The sequence below is a fragment of the Roseovarius sp. D0-M9 genome (genome assembly GCF_037083805.1).
GTDB lineage: Bacteria > Pseudomonadota > Alphaproteobacteria > Rhodobacterales > Rhodobacteraceae > Roseovarius.
Window position 1 is genome coordinate 124,823 of record NZ_JBAPKZ010000003.1, and the last position, 26,353, is coordinate 151,175.

Sequence of the window (26,353 nt, forward strand, 5' to 3'; positions counted from 1 at the left end):
ATTTTTCGTTTCTTGTTCATCGGCTCCGCTGTGACGGATGCCAGAAGGTGAGGGCCTTTTCCGCAAGAGTGATCGCCCCGTAAAAGGCCGACCCCGCCAGCGCCGCGACGACGATCTCGGCCCAGACCAGATCCATCGCCAGTTGCCCCACCGAGATCGAGATGCGAAACCCCATCCCGCGCGTGGGCGAGCCAAAGAATTCTGCCACGATAGCACCGATCAGCGCCAGCGTTGTCGCGATCTTGAGCCCGTTGAAAATGAAGGGCAGGGCGGCGGGCAGGCGCAGCTTGAGCAGCGTCTGCCAGTAGCTCGCGGCGTAGGTGCGCATCAGGTCGCGCTGCATCGCGCCGGTATCGGAGAGGCCCTGAACGGTGTTCACCAGCATGGGAAAGAAGACCATGACGACGACCACGGCGGCCTTTGATTGCCAGTCAAAGCCGAACCACATGACGAGGATCGGCGCGAGGCCGATGATGGGCAGCGCGGCCATGAAATCGCCAATCGGCAGCAGGCCGCGTTTGAGAAAGGTGAAGCGGTCAACGGCGATCGCCATCACGAAGGCCGCGCCGCAGCCGATGACATAGCCACTCATGGCGCCTTTGATGACGGTCTGCACGAAGTCCTGCCACAAAAGGCTCGTGGAGGCGGCGAAGGTGCGCGCGATGCCTGTCGGGGCGGGCAAGAGGATGGGGCTGATGCCAAAGCCGCGCACGGCGACTTCCCACAGCGCCAGCAGGGTCAGACCAAATATGACAGGCACCATGATGCGGGCGGCGGTCCTGTCTGATTGTGCCAGCCGCGCGTTGAGGTGCCAGGCAATCAGCCAGATTGCCAGCAGCAAAGCCAGTGTCTGGCTGTAGAGCCCGAGGCCAACCAGGGCGGCCCCAAGCAGGCAAAGCACATAAACGTCCTTGGGGATTCGGTTGGCTGTGCCGGATTTTGAGGCGTGCTTCGTCATTGGCTCATCCCCATGCGCCTGAGCATCAGGCGCTGAATTGCGCCGATGATCCCCACCAGGATCGCCGCCAGCAGGGCCGCCATCAAGAGCGCGCTCCAGATCTGGACGGTCTGTCCATAATAGCTGCCCGCCAGAAGGCGCGCGCCAAGGCCGGCGACAGCGCCTGTCGGCAACTCGCCGATGATGGCCCCGACAAGGCTGGCCGCCATGCCGATCTTGAGCGAGGTAAAGAAGTAGGGCATCGACGAGGGCAGGCGGAGGCGCCAGAATGTCTGCGCCCGGCTGGCATTCCAGGTGCGCATCTGGTCAAGCTGCATCGCATCGGGGCTGCGCAACCCCTTTACCATGCCGACGACTACGGGAAAGAACGAAAGATACATGGATATCATGGCCTTGGGCAGAAGGCCCGAGATGCCGATGGCATTCAGAACGACAATGATCATGGGCGCGATGGCGATGATCGGGACGGTCTGACTGGCGATGATCCAAGGCATCACGCTGCGGTCCATCGTGCGATTGTGCACGATCCCGACCGCAAGCAGAACGCCCAGCCCGGTCCCCAGAACAAAGCCCAGCATCGTGGCGCTGAATGTCACCCAACTATGATAGATGAGCGAGCGCTTGGAAAAGCCGCGCCCCTTCAGGACCATGGCACCGGTGGTGTCCCATATCTCGGCGGCGATCTGGTGAGGGGCCGGAAGCCTGGGCTTGTCCTGGCTCCAGGTGTCGGCGACGAGGTCCTGCGTGCTCAACTCGATGTCCGCACGCTGTGCCTTGTCATAGGCCCACGACGCGTTGAGCGGGATGGCGGCGACATACCAAAGCGCAATTATTGCGACAACGACGGTGAGGATGGGCCCTGTGTCTCTCACAGTGCACCTCTTGCTTTCATTGTTCCGAAAATACTCGTTTGCACCGTGTGTTTCAGGTGCGGGAGTTTGAGTATTTTAAGAACAATGAAAGATTTGCGTGCTTTTGTAAGGTCACGGTACAGGCTGGAGAGCCGATGACCGTGAACAGTGAAAGACCCCATGGCGTTACGACCGCTCGGGGCATGGTGCGGGGCGCCGCGATCAGTCATCGCCGTGTCCCGCACGCAGCCCCTCGCGAACGCGGTGCGCGATGTCGATGAACGCTTGGCTGTCGCGGATATCCAGTGGTCGGTGCCGGGGCAGCGGGCTGTCGATCACGTCGGCGATGCGGCCCGGGCGAGGGGACATCACGACGATGCGTGTCGAGAGATAGACGGCCTCGGGGATGGAGTGGGTGACGAAGCATATGGTCTTGCCGGTGCGATCCCAGAGTTTGAGAAGTTGCTCGTTCAGGTGATCGCGGACGATCTCGTCCAGAGCGCCGAAAGGCTCGTCCATCAAGAGCAGATCGGCATCGAATGCCAAGGCGCGCGCGATCGAGGCGCGCTGCTGCATCCCGCCGGAAAGCTGCCAAGGGAATTTCTTTTCAAAACCGGCAAGCTCGACCAGTTCCAGCACGTTGGCGGTGCGGCGCGCTTGCTCTTCGCGCGAATAGCCCATGATTTCGAGTGGCAGGCGGATGTTGCCGCTGATCGTGCGCCATGGGTAGAGGCCGGCGGCCTGGAACACGTAGCCATAGGCGCGATTGCGGCGGGCTTCGGCGGGGGAGGTGCCGTTGACGGTGATGGTGCCCGCTGTTGGATGCTCGAGGTCGGCCATGACGCGCAGGAACGTCGTCTTGCCACAGCCAGATGGGCCGATGAAGCTGACGAAATCGCCCCGATTGACGTCGAGGCTGACGTCCTTGAGCGCATGGACCGGGCCATCATTGGTATCAAATGTGAGGCTGAGATCCTTTGCCGAGATGACGGTATCCTCGATGGCGGCATCCTTCATTCGTCAAAACCCCATAATCTCGCCTCGGCGAATTCGACTGAATTGCGCGCCGGATCACGCACATAGATGGACCGCGCGCCGCCGGGCCATTCGAAATCCGCCTCGATCTCGATGCCTTCAGCCGCCAGATGGTCGGCCCAGGCGTCAAGCTCGCCCCTCTTGGCGCGAAAGCACACATGCCCTTCGCCATGGCAGCCATGGGGTGGAACGGGCGGCGAATCGCCGCCTTCCTGTGTCGCGTCCGGATCGAAAAGTAGGATCATGGACGTGTCGCATCGCAGGAAAACATGGCGTCCGGGCACGCGCACAACTTCGCGCAGTCCGATGACATGCTCGTAGAACGCCGCCGTCTCGTCGAGGTTGTGAGCATAGAGCGCCGTCTCGAGAACGGCCTTTGGGGGATGCGGTTTCGCCATCTGGGCGTCAAATCCCCGCCGGGATATTTAGGGGGTCACGCTTGATCATCTTGGGCGCGTTCAGTGCCTTCCATTTGCTGAGTGCGCTATGCGCCGAGGGAAAGGCGGGGCGCGGCACAAAGCGGCCCCGGCCCGGCTGCGGTTGCGAATTCTGGCCCCAGGCCCAGATGACCTCGCCGCGCGAGAGGGTGTAGCGGCTGTTGGCGGTCACCTCAAACCCCTCGAAGACGTTGTAATCGAGGATCGAGTGGTGGTTGGCGGGGCTGATTGTCTTGGTGATCTTGGGATCCCAGACGACAATATCGGCGTCCGCGCCTTCGACGATTGCGCCCTTTTTGGGGTATATATTCAGGATCTTGGCCACGTTGGTCGACGTCAGCGCGACGAATTCGTTCGGCGTCAGGCGCCCTGTCTCGACGCCGGTGGTCCAAAGGACCGGCAGGCGCTCTTCCAGCCCGTTGGAGCCGTTGGGGATGATGCGAAAATCGTCGCGGCCTGCGCGCTTTTGCTCGGTCGAGAAGGCGGCGTGGTCGGTGGCGACCACTTGCAACGATCCGGCCTGAAGCCCGGCCCAGAGCCCATCCTGATGCTCTTTGGAGCGGAAGGGGGGCGACATGACGCGGCGGGCGGCGTGATCCCAATCGGTGTTGAAATACTCGCTCTCGTCCAGCGTCAGGAACTGCACCAGAGGCTCGCCATAGACGCGCATCCCCTTTTGGCGCGCGCGCCGGATCGCCTCATGCGCCTGTTCGCAGCTGACATGCACGATATAGAGCGGCACGCCTGCGGCGTCAGCGATGCAGATGGCGCGGTTCGCTGCCTCGCCCTCGAATTCGGGCGGGCGCGAATAGGCGTGGCCCTCGGGGCCGGTGATGCCCTGATCAAAGTATTTCTGCTGCATCTCGGCCACCAGATCCCCGTTCTCGGCATGGACCATCGGCAGCGCGCCCAGCTCGGCGCAGCGCTTGAAGGAGGCGAACATCTCGTCGTCCTCGATCATCAGTGCGCCCTTGTAGGCCATGAAATGCTTGAACGAATTGACACCCATGTCGACGGCGTCCTTCATCTCGTTGAAAACGGTCTCATCCCAGCCGGTGATGGCCATGTGATAGCCGATATCCGAGCAGATCTGCGGCGCAGATTTGCGGTGCCATTCGTTGATGGCGTTCTTGATGCTGCCATCGGCGCCGGGCAGGCAGAAATCAATCAGCATCGTGGTGCCGCCGCAGGCCGCCGCCCATGTGCCAGTCTCGAAGGTTTCGGCCGCCGTGGTGCCCATGAAGGGCATTTCCAGATGGGTATGCGGGTCGATTCCGCCGGGGATGACATAGGCGCCGGTCGCGTCGATATACTCGTCGCCCTTCAGGTCCTCGCCGATCTGTTTGATCGTCTCGCCCTCGATCAGGACATCGGCCTTCCACGTGCGGTCGGCGGTGCAAACGGTGCCGCCCTTGATGACTTTGGTGGTCATGGTGTTTCTCCCTTGGTCGTTGTCGTGGTCGGCGTTTTATCTTGCTCGAAGTCTGGGCAGGGTTTTTGGCGCAACTACCCCTCGACCCCTGCCGTCTCGACCACTGCGTGCATCAAAACGTCTGCCCCGGCGCGCGCCCATTCCAGCGTGATTTCCTCGGCCTCGTTGTGCGACAGGCCGTCCACGCAGGGGCACATCACCATGGCGGTCGGCGCGGCGCGGTTGATCCAGCAGGCATCGTGACCGGCGCCCGAGATGAGATCCTTGTGCGAATAGCCCAGACGCTCGGCGGCCGAGCGGACGGCGCTCACGCAGTCCGCATCGAAGGTGACCGGATCGAAGCCGCCGACCTTTTCGAAGGCGACCTCCAACTCCATCTCATCGCAAATCGCCTTTGCGGCCTCTTTCATCTGGCTGACCATCTCGGTCAGGGTGTCGATGTCGGGCGAGCGGAAATCGACGGTAAAGACCGCCTTGCCGGGAATCACATTGCGCGAGTTCGGAAATATGTCGAGCGCGCCGATGGCACCCACGGCGTTCGGTGCATGGGCCAGGGCAATCTCGTCGACCTTGTCCATCACGCGCGCCATGGCGAGGCCCGCGTTGCGCCGCATCGGCATGGGGGTGGAGCCGGTGTGGGCATCGCGCCCGGTGATCGTCACCTCGGTCCAGTCGAGGCCCTGGCCATGGGTGACGACGCCAACGTCCTTGCCTTCGGCTTCCAGGATGGGGCCCTGCTCGATATGTAGCTCGAAAAACGCCTTCATCTTGCGCGCTCCCACGGGCTCGTCGCCCTGCCAGCCGATGCGCTTCAGCTCGTCGCCGAAGGTCTTGCCGTCCTTGTCGGTGCGCGACTTGGCCCATTCCTCTTCGTGCAGACCGGCAAAGACGCCCGAAGACAACATGGCAGGGGCAAAGCGCGTGCCCTCCTCGTTGGTCCAGTTGGTGACGACGATGGGGTGGCGGGTCTTGATGTCCAGATCGTTCAGGGTGCGCACCAGTTCCAAACCGGCAAGCACGCCGAGCACGCCATCATATTTGCCGCCCGTCGGCTGCGTGTCGAGGTGCGAGCCGACATAGACGGGAAGGGCGTCCGGATCGGTGCCCTCGCGCCGGGCGAACATATTGCCCATCGTGTCGAGGCCCATGGTCAGCCCCGCATCCTCGCACCATTTTTGAAAGAGCGCGCGGCCTTCCGCATCTGCATCGGTCAGCGTCTGGCGGTTGTTGCCGCCCGCGATGCCGGGGCCGATCTTGGCCATCTCCATCAGGCTGTCCCAAAGACGCTGGCCGTCGATCTTGAGGTTCTGTCCGGGCGCTGTGGTGGGGGCTGTGGTGGAGGCTGCCATGGGGTGTCCTTTGTTACGCGGAGAATCCGGGCGGGTCCGGGTCATCTTTTTACCGTTTGGTCAACTAAACGATTGCGGAGTGGGCCCGACCTGTCAAGAATTGTGTTGGGGAGCGTGTGCGCAGTCGATACGCTGCCCAAAGATTGGGCGATGTTGGCGAAATAGGAAAGGGGCGATATGAGCGATCCGGCAAAATCGCGCGATCCGGCCCAACGGTCTGCCGCCAAACCGGCGAGCGCCCCGCAGCCCAGCCGCATCCAGATGCGCAACCGCGCGCGCATCCTCGAGGCGGCGCTGGATGTGTTTTCCCAGCATGGGTATCGCGGCGCGACGCTGGACCAGATTGCCGAGAGCGCGGGGCTGAGCAAGCCGAACATCCTCTATTATTTCGCGGGCAAGGAGGAAATCCACGTCACGCTCTTGCATCAATTGATGGACAGCTGGCTGGAGCCGCTGCGCCAACTGGACCCCGATGGTGTGCCCCTGGACGAGCTTTTGACCTATGTGCGCCGCAAGCTGGAGATGAGCCAGGCATTCCCGCGCGAGAGCCGCCTTTTCGCCAATGAAATCCTTCAGGGCGCGCCGCGCATTACGCCGCTGCTGGAGGAGGAACTGAAGCCGCTCTTTGACAGTGCGGCGGCACTGATCGACAGGTGGAGCCGCGCGGGCGCCATCGCGGATGTGGACGCGCGGCATCTGATCTTTTCGATCTGGGCGACGACGCAGCATTACGCAGATTTCGAGGCGCAGATCGGCGTGCTGATGGGCGCAGCTGATACCGGGGTCGAGGCGCGCCGCGGCGCGGGCGCGTATCTGGCCGAGATGTATCGAAAGGTGCTGACGCCCGGCAGAGGTTAAGAGGCGGTTAAGCATTGGCTTCAAATCTGCTGGCGGGGCGGGGCGCGCGGGCGTATTTTCCCTTCGGGTGGCGGGCTCTGGGTGAGGGCCAAATGGCGGGATTTTACTACCACGATTTCGGCGCTGGGCGCGCCGGTCAGGACGAGTCTATCGAGGCGCGCCTGCGCACCGATCAATTGCGCCGTGCGCTGCACGAGGCATCGGGGCTGCGCTCGGCGCCGCCCGGCACGGTGCCGCGTGCGGTGCGGGCGGTGAACGGTGAGTTGCTGGACGAAGACGACCCGGGCGGCGACAGTGCGCGCGTTATAGATGCAGAAGGGTACGGCGGCGGCGCCAGCGAGACCGCGTCTCGCAAGGGATTGCGCACAGGCAAGCGGCGCCCGCGCTGACGCGGGGCCGCCCGGAATGGCCGCCCGCCGACTATTCGGCGGCGCAGGCACCCGGATTGTTCGGATGCGTCGTCCAGTTGGCATATTCCGCCTCGACGACCTTGCCGGTGCGCGGATCCACCGCGCCGGACGCCATCGCCTCCATCGTGATGCAGCCCTCCACCGGGCAGACATTGACGCAGAGGTTGCAAGCAACGCATTCGGCGTCGATCACCTCGAACACGCGGTCCGGCGACATGGAAATCGCCTGATGCGAGGTATCCTCGCAGGCCGCGTAGCAGCGCCCGCATTTGATGCAGTCGTCCTGACTGATGACGGCCTTGGCGACGTAATTGAGGTTCAGGTCCTGCCAGTTGACCGTGTTGGGCACCGCGCGTCCGACGATCTGCGACGTTTGGGTCATGCCCTTTTCGTCCATCCATTGGCTGAGCCCCGAGATCATCTCTTCGACGATCTTGAAGCCATAGGTCATCGCCGCCGTGCAGACCTGCACATTGCCTGCGCCCATCGCCATGAATTCGGCTGCGTCGCGCCACGTGGTGATGCCGCCGATGCCGCTGATCGGCAGGCCGCGGGTTGCCGGATCGCGGGCGATCTCAGCCACCATGTTCAGCGCAATGGGCTTGACCGCAGGGCCGCAATAGCCGCCATGCGCGCCCTTGCCGTCGATGGTGGGCTGGGGGGCAAAAAGGTCCAGATCGACCGAGGTGATCGAGTTGATCGTATTGATGAGGCTGACCGCATCCGCGCCGCCCTCCATCGCAGCCTGCGCGGGTTTGCGCACGTCGGTGATGTTCGGCGTGAGTTTCACGATCACGGGCAGATCGCTGTGCTTCTTGCACCAATGCGCAACTTGTCCCACGTATTCGGGCACCTGGCCCACGGCGCTGCCCATGCCGCGCTCGCTCATCCCGTGGGGGCAGCCGAAATTCAACTCGACCCCGTCACAGCCGGTATCCTCGACGCGGCGCAGGATCTCGCGCCACGCATCCTCGTTGACCGGCACCATCAGCGAAGCGATCAGTGCCCGGTCGGGGTAGTCGCGCTTGACGCGGCGCATTTCCTCCAGGTTCACTTCCAGGGGCCTGTCCGTGATCAGCTCGATATTGTTGAGGCCCAGAAGGCGGCGATCGGCGCCATAGATTGCGCCGTAACGCGGCCCGTTGACGTTGACGACGGGCGGTCCGGCCTCGCCCAGCGTCTTCCATACCACGCCGCCCCAGCCCGCATCGAAGGCGCGGCGCACGTTGTATTCCTTGTCGGTGGGCGGCGCCGAGGCCAGCCAGAAGGGGTTGGGGGATTTGATCCCGATGAAGTCACTCGTGAGGTCGGCCATGGCTCAGCCCTCCGCCATCAGTGTTGCATGGATGTCCATCGCGGCGTCGCGGCCCTCGGCCACAGCCGTCACGGTCAGATCGTCGCCGCCCGCCGCACAATCGCCCCCGGCCCAGACCCCGTCCAGCGAGGTGCGGCCAGCGCCGGTGACGGCGATCTTGCGCCCATCGAGATCGGGAAGCGCCGCGCCGTTCAGCGTCTGGCCGATGGCGCGAAACACCTGATCGGCAGCAAGGCGAAAAGTCTCGCCCGTCGGTTTCAGATCGTCGCCGGTATAGTCGAACTCGATCTCGCGCACGGCGCCGTTGCCGATGATCGCGCGAGGGGCGGCGCCGGTGATGATGCGCACGCCCTTCGATGCGGCCAGATCCTGCTCGAACTGGCTGGCGTTCATCCGGTTGCGGCCCCGGCGATACACCAGCGTGACGTTGAGCGCGCCCAGAAGCTTGGCCTGCACAGCAGCGTCCACGGCGGTCATGCCGCCGCCGATCACCACCACATCGCGCCCGATGGGGAGGGCGGCGACATCGCTGGCTTGCCGCAGGTCGGCGATGAAATCGACAGCATCCCGCAGCCCGTCCTTATCCTCGCCCTCGAGGTTCAGCGCATTGACGCCGCCCAGACCGATCCCGAGGAAAACTGCATCATGACCTGATTTCAGCTGGTCCAGCGTCATTGCGGGCCCGAGCGCCTTGCCCGTCTCGATCGTGATGCCGCCAATCTTGAGCAGCCAGTCCACCTCGCGCGCGGCAAAATCCTGCGGTGTCTTGTAGCTGGCGATGCCGTATTCGTTCAGCCCGCCGGGCTTGGGGCGCGCATCATAAACCGTCACATCATGGCCCAGCATCGCGAGGCGGTGCGCGCAGGCTAGCCCCGCAGGCCCCGCGCCGACGACCGCGACGCGCTTGCCTGTCCGGGGCGCGCGCACGAAAGGATGCACGTCTGCGTCCATCAGTGTGTCGGTCGCATAGCGCTGCAACTGGCCGATCAGCACCGGCTTGCCCTCGGCCACCTCGCGCACGCAGACCTCCTCGCAGAGCGTCTCGGTCGGGCAGACGCGGGCGCACATTCCGCCCATGATGTTCTGGCTGAGGATCGTGCGGGCCGCCGCCTCGGGCGTGCCGGTGGCGATCTGCCGGATGAAAAGCGGGATGTCGATATCCGTGGGGCAGGCCGTGATGCAGGGCGCATCATGGCAAAAATAGCAGCGATCGGCGGCGACAAGCGCCTCGTGCCGGTCAAGCCTGGGGTGGAGATCGTCGAAATTCTCGGCGTATTCCTCAGGCGGCAGGCGCCCCGCGACGATGCCGGGGGTGAGTGCGCTGGGGGATGGTGCGCTGTCAGACATGGCGTCCTCCTTGTGAAAGGGGTGGCTGGGGCCGAGTAGATCACGAATTGAATTTTTATCAACTGGTAAAATTTGATCGGCCGACATTTTCTTGCGCCTTCATTGCAGATGTTGAAATTTGAGGCGTCCTAGGAATGGTAATCGGGTGTTAACCATTCGTGCGGCAGGGTGGCGCCATGAGATGTGTCCTTCTCCTTTTCGTCGCCGCGCTCGGTCTGGTGGCTTGCGACACGCCGAGCCCCGGTTTTCGCGGGGTCGAAGCGATGCGCATCACCATGCGCGGCGACGTATTCGACGTGCGTGTGGATGGCGTGCGCGCCGAGGCCATGCGCCTCAATGCACGCTGGGCGCCCAATCTGGACAGCGTTGCGCCCAATAGTGTCGCCGCGATCGAGCAGGTCTCGGGATGCCGCGTGCGCAAACTCTATGGGGATGCGGCGCTGATGACCGCGCGCCTCGATTGCGGTCAGAAGCTGGAGCCGTTGCCGCGCGGTTTTACCTATGAATGTGACGTCTACAAGATTTTCGACGGGCTGGCGGAGTTGGAGTGCAGGCCGAAGCCGGTGTGATCGGTGCCGCTTGCTCTTGGCGCGTATTTGGGGCAAGAGCACGCGCTAGGGGCACCTACGCCCACCGAGGATGATTGCCATGAACTACAAGGCACAAGGCGCCCCCAAACAGGGTCGCAACGCACCCCGCCACGCAGAGCATAACGCGCCCGGATCGGACAAGGACCCGTTCGGCAAGCGCGGCGCCAAGCGCCCCGGCAAGGCCGAGCTGCTGGAGCGGATGAAATCCGCGCAGGCCAAGGCCGCCAGCGGCGGCGCGCAGGCCAAGGACGAACAATCGACGGACGAAAGCTAAAGCGTCTTTTCCATGTAGACGCTTGTCTGGTTGGGCCGGTAATCGCCAAAGCGGGCGCAGCGGACAAAGCCGTTTCGCTCGTATAGGCGCACGGCGCCATCCAGAATATCGGCCGTCTCGAGCCGCAGAAGGCCCACGCCGGTCTCGCGCGCGTGGTCCTCAAGCGCGCGCAGGATCGCCGCCGCAACACCGCGCCCGCGCGCCTCGGTAGCGGTGAACATCGACTTCACCTCGCCATAGCCATCCTTGCGCACCAGCGCGCCGGTGCCCAGCACCGTCTGGCCCTCGCGCGCGGTTATGAAATGGACGCCGGGCGCGCAGAGCGCCTCGAAGCCGAGAAAATAGTTCTCTTCAGGCTCGAACAATTCCAGCATCATCGCATGGCTCTGCTCTAGCAGGGCGCGCGGAGCGGGGTCCAAGGGGTGGGCTGGCTCGATCATCAACATGCCCGCGGGTGTGGACGCGCAGCGCGCCCGCTGTCAAGACAGATGGCACGACATTTCGCTTCCGCAGGGTCAATATCTTGTGGATAACGCGCCAGGGTGAGGCATATGCGGGGGTAAGGGCGTTGACAGAGGGCCGCAGCGCCCCGCACATTGGCAGCCAGAACTTGAATCACCTCCCCTTGCGTCGGAGCGACCCCGCCCAGTGCGTTTTTCCAAGCTCAGACTGAACGGCTTCAAGAGCTTTGTCGATCCGACCGACCTGATCATCGGCAGCGGGCGCACCGGCGTGGTCGGCCCCAATGGCTGCGGCAAGTCGAACCTTCTGGAGGCACTTCGCTGGGTCATGGGCGAGAATCGCCCGACCGCGATGCGCGGCGGCGGGATGGAGGACGTGATCTTTGCCGGGGCCTCGTCGCGTGGGGCGCGCAACTTTGCCGAGGTGACGATCCACCTCGACAATGCCGACCGGCTGGCCCCCGCGGGCTTCAACGACAGCGATCATATCGAGATCATCCGCCGCATCACCCGCGATGTCGGCAGCGCTTACCGCGTCAACGGCAAGGATGTGCGCGCGCGCGATGTGCAGATGCTCTTTGCCGATGCCTCTACCGGCTCTCATTCGCCCGCGCTGGTGCGGCAGGGCCAGATTTCCGAGCTGATCAACGCCAAGCCCAAGTCGCGGCGCCGCATCCTCGAAGAGGCGGCGGGCATTTCCGGCCTCTATCAGCGCCGGCATGAGGCCGAGCTCAAGCTGAAGGGCGCCGAGGCGAACCTGAGCCGCGTCGATGATACCGTCGACCAGTTGGCCAGCCAGCTGGCCACTCTGGCGCGGCAGGCGCGTCAGGCGGCGCGCTATCGCGCCATCGGGGACGAGTTGCGCGCCGCCGAGGGCTTGCTGCTCTACCGGCGGTGGCGCGAGGCTGACGAGGCGCTGAACGCGGCCCGTGCCGAGTTGCGCGAGCGCAGCGCCGCGACCGCCCGCGCCGAGACAGCCGCGCGTGAGGCGGCCAGCGCGCGCGCCGCCGCCGATGATGCGCTGCCCAAGCTGCGCGAGGAGGAGGCCATCGCCGCCGCCGTTCTACAGCGCCTTGGCGTCCAGCAGGGCAGCCTCGCGGATCAGGAAACGGCCGCCCGCACCCGCATCGAGACGCTGGAGGGGCGCATTGCGCAGCTTGTGCGCGATATCGAGCGCGAGGCAGGGCTGAATTCGGACGCAGGCGAGACGATCCGTCGGCTGGAGTGGGAGCAGGCCGAGCTGCTGAAGGCCGGCGAAGGCCATGACGCGCGCGTCGAGGCCGCAGCCGAGGCTGCGCGCGAGGCCAGCCAGACATTGCAGGCGCGCGAGGCGGATCTGGGGACCTTGACCGAGGATGTGGCGCGGCTTGCGGCGCGGCACCAGTCGGCGCAGCGCCTTCTGGCTGACAGTCGCAAGACGCTGGAGCGCAGCGAGGCCGAGGAGGTGCGCGCGCGCACCGCCGTCGAGGACAGCCGCGCGGCGCTGGAAAAGGCGGGCGCAGATTTCGAGGCCGCAAAGCAGGCCGAGGCGGATGCGCTGGCCGCCGCCGAGGCCGCAGAGGCCGCGCTGACCGCCGCTGACGCCGCGCGCAATGACACGCAAACGCGCGAGGCGGCCGCCCGCGCCGAGCGCAGCGAGGCCGAGGGCGAGCTGAGCGCCATCAGCGCCGAGGTTTCGGCGCTTGCCCGTCTGCTGGAGCGGGACACGGCAGAGGGCGGCCAGATCCTCGACCGGCTGCAGGTGCAGCAGGGGTATGAAAAGGCGCTGGGCGCGGCGCTTGCCGATGATCTGCGCGCGCCTCAGGTTGGCCCCGACGGCCCCTCGGGCTGGGCCGAGCTTCCGGCATATGATGTGCCGCAGACCTTGCCGGACGGGGTGCAAGCCCTGACGCAGAATGTGTCCGTGCCCGATGTGCTCAGCCGACGGATGGGCCAGATCGGCCTCGTTGATGCCGATGATGGCCTGCGCCTGCAACCGCTGCTGAAGCCTGGCCAGCGACTGGTCAGCATCGAGGGCGATCTGTGGCGCTGGGACGGCTACCGCGCATGGGCCGAAGACGCACCCTCTGCCGCTGCGCTGCGGCTGGAGCAGCTCAACCGCCTTGAATCGTTGAAACAACAGTTGGCCCATGCGACCGCTCGGGCCGAGGGCGCGCGCTCGGCGCATGAAACGCTGGGCCGCCAATTGGCCGAGCGGACAGAGGCGGACAAGGACGCGCGGGCTGCAAGGCGTGCCGCCGATGCGGCCGTCAACGATGCCTCCCGTGCGCTCAGCCGCGCCGAGGCGGATCGCAACCTCGCGGCCTCGCGCCTTGAATCGCTCGGGCTTGCCGTGACGCGCCATGGAGACGAGGCGATGGCCGCCCGCGCACAGTTGGCCGAGGCTGAAAAATCCCTTGCCGATCTGGGCGATCTGGAGGCCGAGCGCGCCCGCGCCGAGGATATCAAGATGACGGTCGAGGCCGCGCGCATCACCATGATGACGCGCCGCTCGGCCCATGATGAATTGCGCCGCGAGGGCGATGCGCGCGTGCGCCGCCGCCAAGAGGTGACCAAGGAGATAAGTGGCTGGCGTCACCGGCTGGAGACGGCGGAAAAACGCAGCGCCGAGTTGAGCGAGCGCAAGACGGCCTCGGAAACCGAACTGGCCGAGGCCGCATCCCTGCCCGAAACGCTGGCCGCAGAGCGTGCGGCGCTTGCGGGTAAAATCGCCGAGGCCGAGGCGCGGCAGGCCGCTTCGCGCGATACGCTCAGCACGGGCGAGGGCGCGCTGCGCAGCGCCACCGAAGCCGAGCGCGCCGCCGAGCGCGCCGCCGGCGAGGCCCGCGAGGCCCGCGCGCGCAGCGAGGCGCGCACCGATGCGGCCGCCGAGGCGCGCCGCGCCGCCCATCAGCGGATCGCCGACGAACTGGAGACAACGCCCGAGGCGCTGCTGCAATCGCTTGAGACGGACGTGGAAAAAATGCCCACGTCCGAGGCGATCGAGGCTGAGGTCAACCGCCTCAAGCGTCAGCGCGACGCGCTGGGCGCAGTCAACTTGCGCGCCGAGGAGGATGCGAAGGAGATTGAGGAAGAGCATGGCACGTTGGTCACCGAAAAGACCGACCTCGAGGAGGCGATCAAGGCCCTGCGCAGCGGTATCGCCAGCCTCAACCGCGAGGGGCGCGAGCGGCTTCTGACAGCCTTTGAGCAGGTGAATTCCAACTTCGCGATGCTCTTCAAACATCTCTTTGGCGGCGGCGAGGCGAATCTCGTGCTGGTCGAAAGCGACGATCCGCTTGAGGCGGGGCTAGAGATCATGTGCCAGCCGCCGGGCAAGAAGCTGAGCGTTCTCAGCCTCTTGTCGGGCGGAGAGCAGACGCTGACCGCGCTAGCGCTGATCTTTGGCGTGTTCCTCGCCAATCCGGCGCCCATCTGTGTGCTGGATGAGGTGGATGCGCCGCTGGATGACGCGAACGTCGCGCGGTTTTGCGACCTGCTGGACGAAATGTGCCGCCGGACCGAGACGCGCTTTCTCATCATCACGCATAATGCGGTCACGATGAGCCGGATGGATCGCCTTTTTGGCGTCACAATGGCAGAGCAGGGCGTCTCGCAACTGGTTTCTGTCGATCTGAAAAAGGCCGAGGCGATGGTCGCCTGATCTAAAGGCGATTCAGCAGGTCTTGAGTGGGCCAAGCGTCGGCAGGCAGGCCCAGCTTTTCCTGCACATCCTGCACCGCCGCGCGCGTTCCAGCACCCAGAATCCCGTCGATCTCGCCCACGTCATAGCCTTGCGCCGCCAGCTTTTGCTGCAACTGCTTCATTTGCCCGCCTGACAGCCCCGGATCGGGGTTGCCCTGCGACATGACCGGCGCGCCTTCCAGCCGGGTGGCGAAATATGCGGCTGTGAGAACATAAGTAAAGCTTTGATTCCATTCGAAAAGAACGCGAAAGTTGGGGTAGGCGATAAAGGCCGGGCCGCGGCGCCCCTCGGGCAGGAGGATGTTGGCATCAAGTGTGGGGGCGAGGTCTTCTTCGCGGGCGGTGATGCCCATCTCGGCCCATTCGGCGCCTGTTTTCGTGGTGCGCAGCCCGCTTTGCGACCAATCGAAGTCGGCGGGCACGGCAACCTCTTGCAACCACGGCTCGCCCGCGCGCCAGCCGAGATGACGCAGCATCTGGCCCCCGGACATGAGCGCATCGGGCGCTGATGTCGTGAGCGATACGCGCCCGTCACCATCGCCGTCCGTGCCACTGTCGATAATGTCCTGCGGCAGCATCTGCACCATCCCGATTTCCCCTGCCCAGGCACCGGTGGTGCTCTGAGGATCGAAATCGCCCCGCTCGAAGAGCGTCAGCGCGGCGAATATCTGTGGACGGAATATCTCGGGTCTGCGGCAGTCATGTGCGAGGGTGACGAGGGCATTCAGCGTGTTGAAATCACCCTGATAGCCGCCAAAGTCCGTCTCGAACGCCCAAAAGGCCAGCAATATGCCGCGACTGACGCCATATTCCGCCTCGATGCGATCGAAAAGGCTGTCCAGGGCTTCTCCCTTTGCGATCCCGGTGTCGAGCCGATTGGTCGAGATCAGGCGCTGTGCAAACTCGGTAAACGGCTTTTGAAAGACGCCTTGGGCGCGGTCGGCCTTCAAGACAGCCGGGTCCTGCCGCACCTCAGCAAAAAACTTCTGCGCCGCATCCGCGTCATGGCCACGATCAACCGCCTCCTGCCGTAGGTCGGCGACAAAACCGCTGAAATTGCCGCCGCAGGAGGGGTCGGCGAAGGCGGGCGTGGCGCAAAGGGCGAGTGCAGTCAGGGTCGGCAGAAAACGCATCAAAAACCTCGTGAATGGCAGGATCGACACGCAGTCTAGACGCATTTCATGGGGGTTTGACACCGGCAAGTTAACAATTGGCCCTCAAGATGAGCGGATCAGATGAGGAGGGCTGCCACGAATGCGCCGGCCAGAACTGCGCCCCACGCGCGCCAGAGCACCCGCACCGCCGCGTCGATCTGAACCGGGCCGGGGGTGCGCATGCCCTCGGGGTTGACCAGGGGATACTGCTGCATCTGGCCGCCATAGGCGCGCGGGCCAGACAGCGCGACACCTATGCTGCGCGCCATCGCCGCTTCGGGCCAGCCACCGTTTGGCGAGCGGTGTTGATGCGCCTCACGGGCGATGTCGCGCCACTGCGGGCGCGGCTTGGCGAGGATGGCAATCAATGCCGCGCTCAGCCGGGCAGGCCCGATGTTGAGCAGATCGTCAAGACGCGCGGCAGCCCAGCCAAATGCCTCATGGCGGGGCGTGCGGTGGCCAATCATGCTGTCTGCGGTATTGACCGCCTTGTAGAGCATCAGACCGGGCAGCCCGCCGATGACCAGCCAGAAGATCGGCGCGATGACACCGTCGCTGAAGTTTTCGGCGGCTGATTCGATGGCAGCGCGGGCGACATCCGCCGGCTCCATCGCGCTGATATCACGCCCGACGATCATGGCGACGGATGCACGGCCTGCCTCGGTCGACTGGCGCAATGCGGTGGCCACGGCAGCGACATGATCGACCAGCGAGCGCTGGGCGATCAGGACGGCAGCGGCAAGGGCGGTGAAAAGCCCGCCCAGTTGCGCGATGAGCGTGCCCGCGATCCATGCGCCAAGGCAGAGCGCCGCCAGCGCAGCAATGCCTTTGGCGCGCCGCATCCCGCCATGGTTCAGGTGCCGGTCCAGCGCGTCTATCGCGCGCCCCATCAGCACCGCCGGGTGCGGCAGGCGTGACCAGATCCACCTCGGCTCGCCCATGGCCGCGTCCAGCAGCATGGCCAGCAGCAGGATTGCGGCGATGTTCATGGGGGTCTCCCTTGACCGGGGGCAAAGCAATCGCCGCGTTCAAGCGGATCCGGGGGCGGGGCGCAAGAGGGACGTCGCAGGCGTGCGGCCAATTTTTGCAAACGGGTGACGGCTTGCAAATTGGTGACTCCGAGATGTTTCGTAAAATCTTAACTTGATTGAAACAGATAACGGCTCATCCTGTTCGCAAGGAACAACCCGGAAGGAGACTCAGATGGAAACGGCGTTGCCGCGTGATGTGCAGGACGGGCTCGATGCCGCGCGCCGGAAGGCGGAGCTGAAAAGCAACCGCCTCAGGGTTGAGGTGGGCGATCTGTCCTATAGGGTTCTGCGCGCGTGGCCGGGCGGCTTTGCCGTGGACGCGCGCGACGGCGCGCATCTGCGCGGTCTGGTCGATCTTTTTGATGGCGGGCGCCACCTGTCGCGCGGCCTGATCGTTGCCGCCGCTGAAGAGGGCGGCGAGCGTATTTTCGAATTCAAGCGCATGACCGAGGCGACGGGCAGTCAACCGGCTGATTTCGTGCGCGCCGAGGATGCGCCTGCGGGGTTGCTGGAGGCACCCTGAGCGGGCAGCGGGGGTAGCTTAAAGGCAGTGTGGCGCTTCACTGAAGGTCCGAGAACGCATCCTCCAGCCGCTTGACCGCCTCGCGGACGCGGCTGCGGGGCGTCGCCAGATTGAAGCGTAGATGATCCGCGCCGCCCGTGCCGAAGCTGGGCCCATGATTTGCCGCAATGCGCGCCGTTCCCTGAACGCGGGCGATGACATCCTCGGCCGGCATGCCGGTGCCCGAAAAATCGACCCACGCCAGATACGTCGCCTCTAGCGGCATCGAGCGTGCGCCCGGAATGGCGTTGACCCCTTCGTCGAAAAGCTTGCGATTGCCATCGAGGTAGGCGCAAAGTCCATCCACCCATGCAGCGCCCTCCGGGGAATAGGCCGCTTCGGTCATGAAGAGGCCGAAGGAATTGGCCGATATGCCCATCGCCGCCATCCACGCGGCGAACCGAGCGCGCAGCGCGGTATCGTGGATGATGACGTTGCCCGTATGCGAGCCTGCGATATTGAACGTCTTGGTCGTCGCGGTCATCATGACCAGCCGGTCCTCGACCCCCTCGATCTGCGACATCGGCATATGGCGGTGGCCGGGCATCACAAGATCATGATGGATCTCGTCCGACACAAGGATCAGATCGTGGCGCCGGGCGAACTCGGCGACCTCGACAAGTTCCGCCTCGGTCCAGACGCGCCCGCCGGGGTTGTGCGGCGAGCAGAGCACCAGCATCTTCTCGTGGCCGGTCATCTGTGCATCATAACGCTCGAAATCCATCACATAGGCGCCGTCCTGCAAGACCAGCGGGCATTCGACCACCTCGCGCCCGGCCGCTTTGATGACGCGGGCAAACGCATGATAGACGGGTGTGAAGAGGACCACGCCATCCCCCGGCGCCGTGAAGGCATCGACGCACATCGCCGTCCCGTTGACGAGACCGTGGGTGGTAAAGATCGCTTCCTTGTCCACGCTCCAGCCGTGGCGTTCCTTCATCCACCACTGGATGGCGGCTCGGTAGGCGCCCTCGTCGCCGAAATAGCCATAGACGCCGTGATCGTGCATCGTCGACACAGCGGCGGACACACAGGCGGGCGGGCGGAAATCCATGTCTGCCACCCACATCGGAATGCCGTCCTTGGGGCTCACACCATAGATCGGCTCCATCATGTCCCATTTGCTGGAATGGGTGCCGACGCGGTCGATGATTTCGTCGAAATTCATGGCAGGTCTTCCTTTGGGGGCAGTTCCGGATTGGCGGGCAAGCTAACCGTTGATGCGGCGGGTGCAAGGGCCGTTGCACTGCGGCGGGCCATGGCCTACATGCAGCCCCATGAAAATGCCGATCCTGATCCATCCCGATCCCCGCCTCAAGAAGGTGTGCGCGCCCGTTGACGATGTCAGCGGCGATCTGCGCGCGCTGGCCGAGGATATGCTTGAAACGATGTACCACGCGCCGGGTATCGGCCTTGCCGCGCCGCAGGTTGGCGTGCTCAGCCGTCTCATCGTGATGGATTGCGTCAAGGACGAAGGCGCGCCCGCCGAGCCGATGGTGATGTTCAACCCCGAGGTCACGGCAAGTTCGGAGAGCCTGAACGTCTATGAGGAGGGCTGCCTGTCGATCCCCGACCAGTTCGCCGAGGTGACGCGACCTGCCGAGGTCGAGGTGCGCTGGATCGATATCGACGGCAAGGAGCAGCGCGCCGGTATGGACGGTCTTTGGGCCACATGCGTGCAGCATGAGATCGACCACTTGAATGGCAAGCTTTTCATCGACCATATCGGCCCCATGAAGCGGCAGTTGATCACGCGCCGGATGCAAAAGCTCAAGCGCGAACTGGCGCGGGAGTAGACCATGACCGCGCGCCGTTGCATCCCCTGGCCCGACAAGCGGCTGCGCACGGCGGCCGCACCGGTGGGCGAGATCACCGATGAGATCCGCGCGCATTGGGATGACATGATCGACACGATGGAGGCGATGCCGGGTGTTGGTCTCGCCGCGCCGCAGATAGGTGTGATGCTGCGCCTTGCGGTTGTCGACGCGAGCGAAGCACGCGGGCAGGCGATCCGCATGGCCAACCCCGAGGTGCTGCACGCCAGTGCCCAGATGCGCCCGCATGAGGAGGCAAGCCCAAATCTGCCCGGCCTTTCGGCGCTGGTGGCGCGGCCCCGCGCTGTGACGGTGCGCTTTATGAATGAGGCGGGCGAGATGGAGGAGCGCGACTTTGTCCACCTCTGGGCCACGTCCGTGCAACACCAGATCGACCATCTGAACGGGCGGATGTATTTTGATCGCCTAACCAAGCTGCGCCGCGACATGTTTTTGCGCAAGGCACGTAAGGTGATAGGTTAGCTATGCGTGTTATCTTCATGGGAACGCCTGACTTTTCGGTTCCAGTGCTCGAGGCGCTGGTGGGGGCTGGGCATGATGTCGCCGCCGTCTACTGCCAGCCGCCACGCCCCGCGGGGCGTGGCAAGAAGGATCGGCCCACGCCGGTCCATGCACGGGCTGCCCAGATGGGGCTGGAGGTGCGCCACCCTCAGTCGCTGAAGGATGCCGGGGCGCAGGCGGAATTTGCCGCGCTGGGCGCGGATGTGGCGGTGGTCGTGGCCTATGGCCTGATCCTGCCACAAGCGGTGCTGGACGCGCCTCGGCGCGGCTGCCTCAATATCCACGCCTCACTTCTGCCGCGCTGGCGCGGGGCCGCGCCGATCCACCGCGCCATCATGTCCGGCGATGCCGAGACAGGCATCTGCATCATGCAGATGGAGGCGGGGCTGGACACCGGGCCGGTGTTGCTGCGCGAGGCGACCGCCATCGGAGCGCAGGAGACCACCGGCGCACTGCATGACCGGCTGAGCGCGATGGGCGCGCGGCTGATCGTGGAGGCGCTGGAGCGGCTGGACACGCTGGAGGCAACGGTGCAGCCGGAGGAGGGTGTCACTTATGCCGCCAAGATCGACAAGGCCGAGGCGCGCGTCGATTGGAGCCGGGATGCGACTCAGGTCGACCGCCAGATCCGCGGCCTCTCTCCCTTTCCGGGGGCGTGGTGCGAGATCGAGGGAAGCCGGGTAAAGCTGCTGGCCTCTGAGACGGCGACGGGCGCGGGTGCGCCCGGCGAAGTGCTGCAAAGCCCTCCGGGCACTTTGGAGGTGGCATGCGGGCAAGGCGCGGTGCGCCTTTTGCGCTTGCAGCGGGCCGGGCGCGCGGCGCAGGATAGCCAGGATTTCCTGCGTGGCATGGCGCTGCCGCCGGGCACACGGCTGTAGGCGGGGCCTTATGTTTCCAACCATCATGGGCACGGTCGTGATTGCCGGGATCGTCGGCTATCTGTCGGAGAAGTCGGGATTTACCCGCAACGGGATCTTGCCCTCGATCATCATCTGCATTGGCGGCGCGTTTCTGGCCTATTTCCTGCGGCTGATGTTCGGCATCGGCTTTGGCTCGCCCGGACTGAACGCCATTGCCTCGTCGGTCGGTGCGCTGATCATCGTGCCCTTTCACTGGCGCGGTCGGCGCTGATCGGGTGGTGCGCCTGTTCCCTCGGCAGGATTTGGGTGTTTTTATCAAGAAAAAGCAGATGCCGTGGCCATCCTGAGGCCCCTCATTGGCGGGGCGGGCGCGCCTTGTAGACCGGCAAGGACCACCCGAACGCCAAGGAGCCTGCACGCAAGGCCCATGTCACCGCGCCGCAGCCGCCAAGGACGATGACCGGATCGGCCGTGACCTCGCTCAAGAGCACAGCGGCCAGCGCGCCCGAAAAGGCGGCACTGACATAAAGCTCGCCCTGTTTGAGCACCAGTGGCACCTCGCCGATGACAACGTCGCGCATCAGCCCGCCCATGCATCCCGTCACCATGCCCATGAGCACGATGATCGGTGCCGGCTGCGCCATCAGCATCGCCACCGAGACACCCGCCGGGACGGCGACGGCAAGGGCAAAGGCGTCGAGCCAGAGAAGCCAGCGATAGCGGCTTTCGACCAGATGCGCGGTAAAGAAGATAAGCGCGGCGGCCGTGGCTGCGATGAGGATATAAATCGGATCGCCCATCCAGAAGATCGGATTGCGGTCCAGCATCACGTCGCGCAGCGTGCCGCCGCCCACCGCCGTTAGGCAGGCGATGAAGGCAAAACCGACAATATCGAGTTGCGCGCGGCTGGCCACTAGCGCGCCCGTGAGGGCGAAAATCAGGACCGAAGCGTAGTCGAGAAGCACGGGTGCGGTCATCGGGGCGCGCTCACTTGGCCGGAGATTTCTTGAAGGGGGCCATCCCTTCGCGCGCCAACTCATCGGCGCGCTCGTTCTCGGGGTGGCCTGCGTGCCCCTTGACCCATGCCCATGTCACGTCGTGGCGGGCTTGGGCCGCATCGAGGCGCTGCCACAACTCGACGTTCTTGACCGGTTTCTTGGCCGAGGTTTTCCAGCCGTTCCGCTTCCATCCGTGGATCCAGCCGGTGACGCCATTCTTGACGTATTGGCTATCGGTGACGATGGTCAGTTTTGAGGGCTTTGCCAGCGTTTCCAGCGCGTTGATGGCGGCCAACAGCTCCATCCGGTTGTTGGTGGTGTTGGCCTCGCCGCCCTTGAGGCAGCGCTCCTTGACGATCCGGTCGCCGTCCATCGCGCGCAACAGCGCCCCCCAGCCGCCGGGGCCGGGATTGCCAGAGCAGGCCCCATCGGTATAGGCAAAGAGCTCAGCCATGGGCGTGGATCACCACCCAGTCGTCCATCTGGCCCGCCAGACCACGATCGCGGCCGGTCCAGCTGTCATGCGGCGCGAGGCCGGCTGCGCTCAAAAGGCCGCGCAGCTCGCCTTGGGTGTAATAGGTGTAGTGTCGGCCCAGCTTGTCGCGCGCCGCGCCCGTCCCTGTCTTGACGCCGATGTGGAATAGGCCCCCCGGTTTCAGCGCGGTTTTCAGCGCGGCAAGGTGGCCCGGCATATCGGCGCGCGGCGCGTGCAGCAGGCTGAAATTGGCCCAGATCCCGTCGTAAAGATCGGTGCCGGCTATATCGTGAAATGTGCCTTGCCGGGCAGCGACGCCGGGGTGCACGGCGGCCATCGCAACCATCTCGGGCACGGCATCCAGCGCATCGACCTTGAGGCCATGATCGGCCATCTGGCCTGCCGCGCGGCCCGGGCCGCAGCCCAGATCGAGCACGCGCGCGCCCTTGGGCAGGGCGGCGATGAAAATGGCCAGATGCTTGTCGCCCTTGAGGCTGTCGGTCATGGCGGCGTAGTTTTGCGCCTGCGTGCCGTAGGCGGCAAGGGTTTCTGGATCGGAGGTCATGCAAAGACACCGATGGCAAGGCAGGCGACGACGATGACCGTCAGAAGGACGCGCAGATGCATCCACCATGGCGGGGCCACGCCGTAGCGCCAGAACAACCAATCGAGCGCGAGAAGGCCCAGAAAACCCGCGATCAGGGAAATGCCCGCGCTGGACGGCCCGCCCCCGGTGGTGAAAAACGCCCAGAGCGCGGGAATGACCGACAGCCCATAGCCCGTGGTGGCCTGCGCGCCCTCCAGCTTGGTCGCGAATCCCCAAAGGACGCCGGACATGAACGACAGAATGATCGCACCGTAAAAGAGCATGACATAAGGCCCGGCAAAGCGCGGGCCGATGCTGCGCACCGTCCATTCGGCAAGGGCAGGTGCCATCACGGTCAAGGCGCCCCAGACGAAGGGGATGAGCCCGGCGAGGCCCAGGATGAGGGCAGAGCGGGGAATGGCGCTCATGCGGGCGCTCTCAACACGCGGGGCACCTTGAATTCGACGTTTTCCACGGCGGTTTCGACCTGGCTGATCGTGACGTCATAGCGCGCCTGCAATGCCTCGATCACTTCGTTGACGAGGATTTCGGGCGCAGATGCACCTGCGGTCACACCGATCGAGCGGATGCCCTCGAGCGAGCGCCAGTCAATGTCGGTGGCGCGCTGGACCAATTGGGCATGGGCACAGCCCGCGCGTGCGCCGACCTCGACCAGCCTGCGTGAATTGGACGAATTGGGTGCGCCGACGACCAGCATGGCGTCACATTGCGCGGCCATTGCCTTGACGGCGGCCTGCCGATTGGTGGTGGCGTAGCAGATGTCTTCCTTGTGCGGGCCCTTGATGGCCGGAAAGCGCGCATTCAGCGCGGCGACGATACCGATCGTATCATCGACGCTCAGCGTCGTTTGTGTGACATAGGCCAGCGCGGTTTCGTCGCGCACGTCCAGTGCGGCGACATCCTCTTCGGTTTCGACCAAGAGGACCGCGCCGGGGGGCAACTGGCCCATTGTGCCGATGGTTTCGGGGTGCCCCTCATGGCCGATCATGATGATCTGAAGGCCCGCCTCATGGTGGCGCTCGGCCTCGATGTGCACCTTCGACACGAGCGGGCATGTGGCATCCACATAGATCATCTGGCGCTTGTCCGCCTCGGCGGGCACCGATTTGGGCACGCCGTGGGCGGAAAAGATCACTGGGCGGTCATTCGGGCATTCGTCCAGCTCTTCGACAAAGATCGCGCCCTTGGCCCGAAGATCGTCGACGACGTATTTATTATGCACGATTTCGTGCCGGACATAGACGGGCGCTCCCCATTTCGTCAGCGCCATCTCGACGATCTTGATGGCCCGGTCGACGCCTGCGCAAAAGCCGCGCGGCGCTGCCAGATAGAGTGTGAGGGGGGGATGTGTCATGGCGCGCTCCTTAAGGGGCAGAGGTAAGGGACGAGGCGGCCTGCGTCCAGAGGGGATGGCGGATTTGCCGCGCGCGGCGGATGCTTGACGCGGCGGGATTTGGGCGCGCAAGGTCTGCGCATCGCCATGGCGCACGCAGGAGGAATGACGATGCAGTACGATCTGGCCGTGGTGGGTGGCGGTATTCTGGGCCTTGCGCACGCGTGGCAGGCGGCGCGCAGCGGCATGCGCGTGGCGGTGTTCGAGCGGGGGGCCTTCGCAGACGGCGCGTCGGTGCGTAACTTTGGCATGCTGGCCATCGCCGCGCAGCAGCCCGGCCCCGAGCTGGACAGCGCGCGCGCCGGTCTTGCGGCCTGGCAGGAGGTCGCGGCGGGCGCGGGCATCTCGCTGCGGCAGGCGGGGTGCCTTTTCGTAGCGCGCCGCCCCGAGGAGATGGACGTGCTGGCCGAGCGCGCGGCGGCGACCGGGCCGGCCGTGCAGGATTTCGCCCTGATCGGGCCGGAGGATCTGGCGCGCCATGTGCCCGGCCTCACGGATGCTGCCTTGGGCGGATTGTGGAGCCCGGAGGCATGGAAGGCGGACCAGCGCGGCGCTCCTGCGGCGATTGCCGCGTGGCTGGCGCGCGCGCATGGCGTCACCTTTCACTTCAATACCGAAGTCACCCATGCCGAAGGCGGGCGGATCGAGACGGCAGGCGGAAGCTATCGCGCCAATCATGTCGTGATCTGCGGCGGAAACGAATTTGCGCGCCTCTGCCCCGAGGCTTGGGCGGCGAGCGGTGTCTCGACGTGCCGCCTTCAGATGCTGCGCACCCTGCCGCGGCCGCAGGACTGGCGGCTGGACCCCTTCGTGATGGGCGGGCTGAGCATGACGCGCTACAGCGCCTTTGCCGATTGCGCGGCCTTGCCTGCCCTGCGCGCCCTGCAACAGCAACACATGGCAGAGGCGTCGGCGCACGGCGTGCATGTCATCATCGTGCAAGAAGACGACGGCAGCATTACCCTGGGCGATTCGCACCACTATGGGGCGGATGCTGCCCCGGATGATCCGGCGCGCGTCGATGATCTGATCTTGGGCGAGACGGATGCCTTGATGCGCCTGCCTGAACGGCGCATTGCCGCGCGCTGGGTCGGCAATTATGCGCACATGCCGGGCCGCGCGCTGCTGCGCATGCATCCCGGCGCGGGCATCACGGCTGTCACGAATACAAACGGGCAGGGAATGACGCATGGCTTTACGGTGGCGGCCGAAACCATTGCGCAGATCGCATCCTGAGGCGGCGCGGCAAGATTACAACTGCGTCTCGTATTGGTCCGAACGGTTGCTTGACGCATCGCGGGGAGGGCGGCCGATGACATCTTTCAGGTCGTCCAACTCGATGAAGTTGTCGGCCTGACGGCGCAACTCGTCCGAAATCATGGGGGGCTGGCTGCGGATCGTCGAGACGACAGAGACGCGCACGCCTTGCCGTTGCAGTGATTCGATCAGCGGGCGAAAGTCACCATCGCCCGAAAAGAGCACGATGTGATCGATCCGCGGCGCCAGTTCCATCGCATCGACGGCCAGTTCGATATCCATGTTGCCTTTGACTTTGCGGCGCCCCTGACTGTCCGTATATTCCTTGGCTGGTTTGGTCACCATCGAGAAGCCGTTGTAATTCAGCCAATCCACCAAGGGACGAATCGGGGAATACTCGTCGTTTTCGAGCAGCGCGGTGTAGTAGAAGGCGCGCAGCAACTTGCCGCGCCGCATGAATTCGGTGCGCAGGAGCTTGTAATCGATGTCGAACCCCAGCGCCTTGCCGGCTGCATAAAGGTTTGCGCCGTCGATGAAGAGCGCCAGACGCTCGTCTTTGTAAAACATTGCTTGGTCCTCTCTTCCCTCGGGCCGTGCGACGGCAGGGGGATTATGAAGTTGTATAGTTGTGTGTCTGAGGCGAACATCTTGAGTAGAGGGTGAATTGGATTTTCAAACA

At 64.8% G+C, this 26,353-nt stretch carries 29 protein-coding genes; 11 read left to right on the forward strand and 18 right to left on the reverse strand.

Annotated elements, in window-relative coordinates:
- Positions 1-16: 16 nt before the first annotated feature.
- The 6 genes from V8352_RS03700 to V8352_RS03725 form a co-directional block, all read right to left on the reverse strand.
- Entirely contained in the window at positions 17-958 is a 942-nt protein-coding gene (locus tag V8352_RS03700) for an ABC transporter permease (protein ID WP_336422908.1), read from the reverse strand.
- A complete protein-coding gene (locus V8352_RS03705; protein WP_336422909.1) occupies positions 955-1,830 on the reverse strand; it encodes an ABC transporter permease in 876 nt (291 codons plus the stop codon). The genes V8352_RS03700 and V8352_RS03705 overlap by 4 nt, the downstream gene beginning before the upstream one ends.
- A gap of 201 nt (positions 1,831-2,031) precedes the next feature.
- Positions 2,032-2,826, reverse strand: a complete 795-nt coding sequence (locus V8352_RS03710) for an ABC transporter ATP-binding protein (RefSeq protein ID WP_336422910.1) — start codon at positions 2,824-2,826, stop codon at positions 2,032-2,034.
- Positions 2,823-3,242, reverse strand: coding sequence for a VOC family protein (locus V8352_RS03715; RefSeq protein ID WP_336422911.1), 420 nt, complete (start codon positions 3,240-3,242; stop codon positions 2,823-2,825). The genes V8352_RS03710 and V8352_RS03715 overlap by 4 nt, the downstream gene beginning before the upstream one ends.
- Positions 3,243-3,249: 7 nt before the next feature.
- Positions 3,250-4,713, reverse strand: coding sequence for a dihydropyrimidinase (hydA, locus tag V8352_RS03720; RefSeq protein ID WP_336422912.1), 1,464 nt, complete (start codon positions 4,711-4,713; stop codon positions 3,250-3,252).
- A gap of 74 nt (positions 4,714-4,787) precedes the next feature.
- Positions 4,788-6,062, reverse strand: a complete 1,275-nt coding sequence (locus V8352_RS03725) for a Zn-dependent hydrolase (protein WP_336422913.1) — start codon at positions 6,060-6,062, stop codon at positions 4,788-4,790.
- A 177-nt stretch (positions 6,063-6,239) separates the two neighbouring features.
- On the opposite strand from V8352_RS03725, the gene V8352_RS03730 reads away from it, so the two are divergent.
- Both V8352_RS03730 and V8352_RS03735 read left to right on the forward strand, forming a co-directional pair.
- Positions 6,240-6,920 (forward strand): TetR family transcriptional regulator C-terminal domain-containing protein, encoded by a 681-nt coding sequence (locus V8352_RS03730; RefSeq protein ID WP_336422914.1) that lies wholly within the window; start codon positions 6,240-6,242, stop codon positions 6,918-6,920.
- A gap of 14 nt (positions 6,921-6,934) precedes the next feature.
- Entirely contained in the window at positions 6,935-7,309 is a 375-nt protein-coding gene (locus V8352_RS03735; protein ID WP_336422915.1) for a hypothetical protein, read from the forward strand.
- 31 nt (positions 7,310-7,340) lie between these two features.
- On the opposite strand, the gene preA is transcribed toward V8352_RS03735, so the two are convergent.
- Together preA and V8352_RS03745 are read right to left on the reverse strand one after the other, a co-directional pair.
- Complete coding sequence (gene preA, locus V8352_RS03740) at positions 7,341-8,645, reverse strand: NAD-dependent dihydropyrimidine dehydrogenase subunit PreA (protein ID WP_336422916.1); 1,305 nt, start codon at positions 8,643-8,645, stop codon at positions 7,341-7,343.
- A 3-nt stretch (positions 8,646-8,648) separates the two neighbouring features.
- Positions 8,649-9,992, reverse strand: a complete 1,344-nt coding sequence (locus tag V8352_RS03745; RefSeq protein ID WP_336422917.1) for an NAD(P)-dependent oxidoreductase — start codon at positions 9,990-9,992, stop codon at positions 8,649-8,651.
- A gap of 176 nt (positions 9,993-10,168) precedes the next feature.
- Between V8352_RS03745 and V8352_RS03750 the strand changes: the two genes are divergently transcribed.
- Both V8352_RS03750 and V8352_RS03755 read left to right on the forward strand, forming a co-directional pair.
- The gene (locus V8352_RS03750; RefSeq protein WP_336422918.1) at positions 10,169-10,561 is read left to right on the forward strand and encodes a hypothetical protein; all 393 of its coding nucleotides are present in this window, start codon (positions 10,169-10,171) and stop codon (positions 10,559-10,561) included.
- Between the two features lie 79 nt (positions 10,562-10,640).
- Complete coding sequence (locus V8352_RS03755) at positions 10,641-10,856, forward strand: hypothetical protein (protein WP_336422919.1); 216 nt, start codon at positions 10,641-10,643, stop codon at positions 10,854-10,856.
- On the opposite strand, the gene V8352_RS03760 is transcribed toward V8352_RS03755, so the two are convergent.
- Positions 10,853-11,296, reverse strand: coding sequence for a GNAT family N-acetyltransferase (locus tag V8352_RS03760; RefSeq protein WP_336422920.1), 444 nt, complete (start codon positions 11,294-11,296; stop codon positions 10,853-10,855). The genes V8352_RS03755 and V8352_RS03760 overlap by 4 nt on opposite strands.
- A gap of 208 nt (positions 11,297-11,504) precedes the next feature.
- On the opposite strand from V8352_RS03760, the gene V8352_RS03765 reads away from it, so the two are divergent.
- Positions 11,505-14,960, forward strand: a complete 3,456-nt coding sequence (locus tag V8352_RS03765) for a chromosome segregation SMC family protein (protein ID WP_336422921.1) — start codon at positions 11,505-11,507, stop codon at positions 14,958-14,960.
- 1 nt (position 14,961) lies between these two features.
- Here the strand turns inward: V8352_RS03765 and V8352_RS03770 are convergent, their stop codons facing one another.
- Positions 14,962-16,134 (reverse strand): lytic murein transglycosylase, encoded by a 1,173-nt coding sequence (locus V8352_RS03770; RefSeq protein ID WP_336422922.1) that lies wholly within the window; start codon positions 16,132-16,134, stop codon positions 14,962-14,964.
- 98 nt (positions 16,135-16,232) lie between these two features.
- On the reverse strand, positions 16,233-17,144 hold the full coding sequence (gene cbiB, locus V8352_RS03775; protein ID WP_336422923.1) for an adenosylcobinamide-phosphate synthase CbiB: 912 nt from the start codon (positions 17,142-17,144) through the stop codon (positions 16,233-16,235).
- 214 nt (positions 17,145-17,358) lie between these two features.
- Here cbiB and V8352_RS03780 point away from each other — a divergent pair, with 214 nt between their 5' ends.
- Positions 17,359-17,709 (forward strand): hypothetical protein, encoded by a 351-nt coding sequence (locus tag V8352_RS03780; protein ID WP_336422924.1) that lies wholly within the window; start codon positions 17,359-17,361, stop codon positions 17,707-17,709.
- 37 nt (positions 17,710-17,746) lie between these two features.
- Here the strand turns inward: V8352_RS03780 and V8352_RS03785 are convergent, their stop codons facing one another.
- A complete protein-coding gene (locus V8352_RS03785) occupies positions 17,747-18,916 on the reverse strand; it encodes a MalY/PatB family protein (RefSeq protein ID WP_336422925.1) in 1,170 nt (389 codons plus the stop codon).
- Positions 18,917-19,025: 109 nt separating this feature from the next.
- Between V8352_RS03785 and def (V8352_RS03790) the strand changes: the two genes are divergently transcribed.
- The 4 genes from def (V8352_RS03790) to V8352_RS03805 are packed head-to-tail and all read left to right on the forward strand — an operon-like array spanning position 19,026 to position 21,215.
- Complete coding sequence (def, locus tag V8352_RS03790; RefSeq protein WP_336422926.1) at positions 19,026-19,544, forward strand: peptide deformylase; 519 nt, start codon at positions 19,026-19,028, stop codon at positions 19,542-19,544.
- Positions 19,545-19,547: 3 nt separating this feature from the next.
- Positions 19,548-20,045 (forward strand): peptide deformylase, encoded by a 498-nt coding sequence (gene def, locus V8352_RS03795; RefSeq protein WP_336422927.1) that lies wholly within the window; start codon positions 19,548-19,550, stop codon positions 20,043-20,045.
- Positions 20,046-20,047: 2 nt separating this feature from the next.
- Positions 20,048-20,962, forward strand: coding sequence for a methionyl-tRNA formyltransferase (gene fmt, locus V8352_RS03800; RefSeq protein ID WP_336422928.1), 915 nt, complete (start codon positions 20,048-20,050; stop codon positions 20,960-20,962).
- A 10-nt stretch (positions 20,963-20,972) separates the two neighbouring features.
- Complete coding sequence (locus tag V8352_RS03805) at positions 20,973-21,215, forward strand: hypothetical protein (protein ID WP_336422929.1); 243 nt, start codon at positions 20,973-20,975, stop codon at positions 21,213-21,215.
- An 82-nt stretch (positions 21,216-21,297) separates the two neighbouring features.
- On the opposite strand, the gene V8352_RS03810 is transcribed toward V8352_RS03805, so the two are convergent.
- From V8352_RS03810 to ispH, 5 genes are read right to left on the reverse strand one after another with little or no spacing between them, the layout of a single operon-like run.
- Positions 21,298-21,921, reverse strand: coding sequence for a trimeric intracellular cation channel family protein (locus tag V8352_RS03810; RefSeq protein ID WP_336422930.1), 624 nt, complete (start codon positions 21,919-21,921; stop codon positions 21,298-21,300).
- A gap of 10 nt (positions 21,922-21,931) precedes the next feature.
- Positions 21,932-22,396, reverse strand: coding sequence for a ribonuclease HI (rnhA, locus tag V8352_RS03815; RefSeq protein WP_336422931.1), 465 nt, complete (start codon positions 22,394-22,396; stop codon positions 21,932-21,934).
- The gene (locus V8352_RS03820) at positions 22,389-22,982 is read right to left on the reverse strand and encodes a class I SAM-dependent DNA methyltransferase (RefSeq protein WP_336422932.1); all 594 of its coding nucleotides are present in this window, start codon (positions 22,980-22,982) and stop codon (positions 22,389-22,391) included. The genes rnhA and V8352_RS03820 overlap by 8 nt, the downstream gene beginning before the upstream one ends.
- Positions 22,979-23,431, reverse strand: coding sequence for a DUF3429 domain-containing protein (locus V8352_RS03825; protein WP_336422933.1), 453 nt, complete (start codon positions 23,429-23,431; stop codon positions 22,979-22,981). The genes V8352_RS03820 and V8352_RS03825 overlap by 4 nt, the downstream gene beginning before the upstream one ends.
- On the reverse strand, positions 23,428-24,378 hold the full coding sequence (ispH, locus tag V8352_RS03830; RefSeq protein ID WP_336422934.1) for a 4-hydroxy-3-methylbut-2-enyl diphosphate reductase: 951 nt from the start codon (positions 24,376-24,378) through the stop codon (positions 23,428-23,430). The genes V8352_RS03825 and ispH overlap by 4 nt, the downstream gene beginning before the upstream one ends.
- A gap of 150 nt (positions 24,379-24,528) precedes the next feature.
- On the opposite strand from ispH, the gene V8352_RS03835 reads away from it, so the two are divergent.
- Positions 24,529-25,653 carry a TIGR03364 family FAD-dependent oxidoreductase gene (locus V8352_RS03835; protein WP_336422935.1) on the forward strand — a complete coding sequence of 375 codons (1,125 nt, stop codon included), beginning with the start codon at positions 24,529-24,531 and terminating at the stop codon, positions 25,651-25,653.
- A gap of 15 nt (positions 25,654-25,668) precedes the next feature.
- On the opposite strand, the gene V8352_RS03840 is transcribed toward V8352_RS03835, so the two are convergent.
- Entirely contained in the window at positions 25,669-26,241 is a 573-nt protein-coding gene (locus tag V8352_RS03840; protein WP_336422936.1) for a LabA-like NYN domain-containing protein, read from the reverse strand.
- Positions 26,242-26,353: the final 112 nt, after the last annotated feature.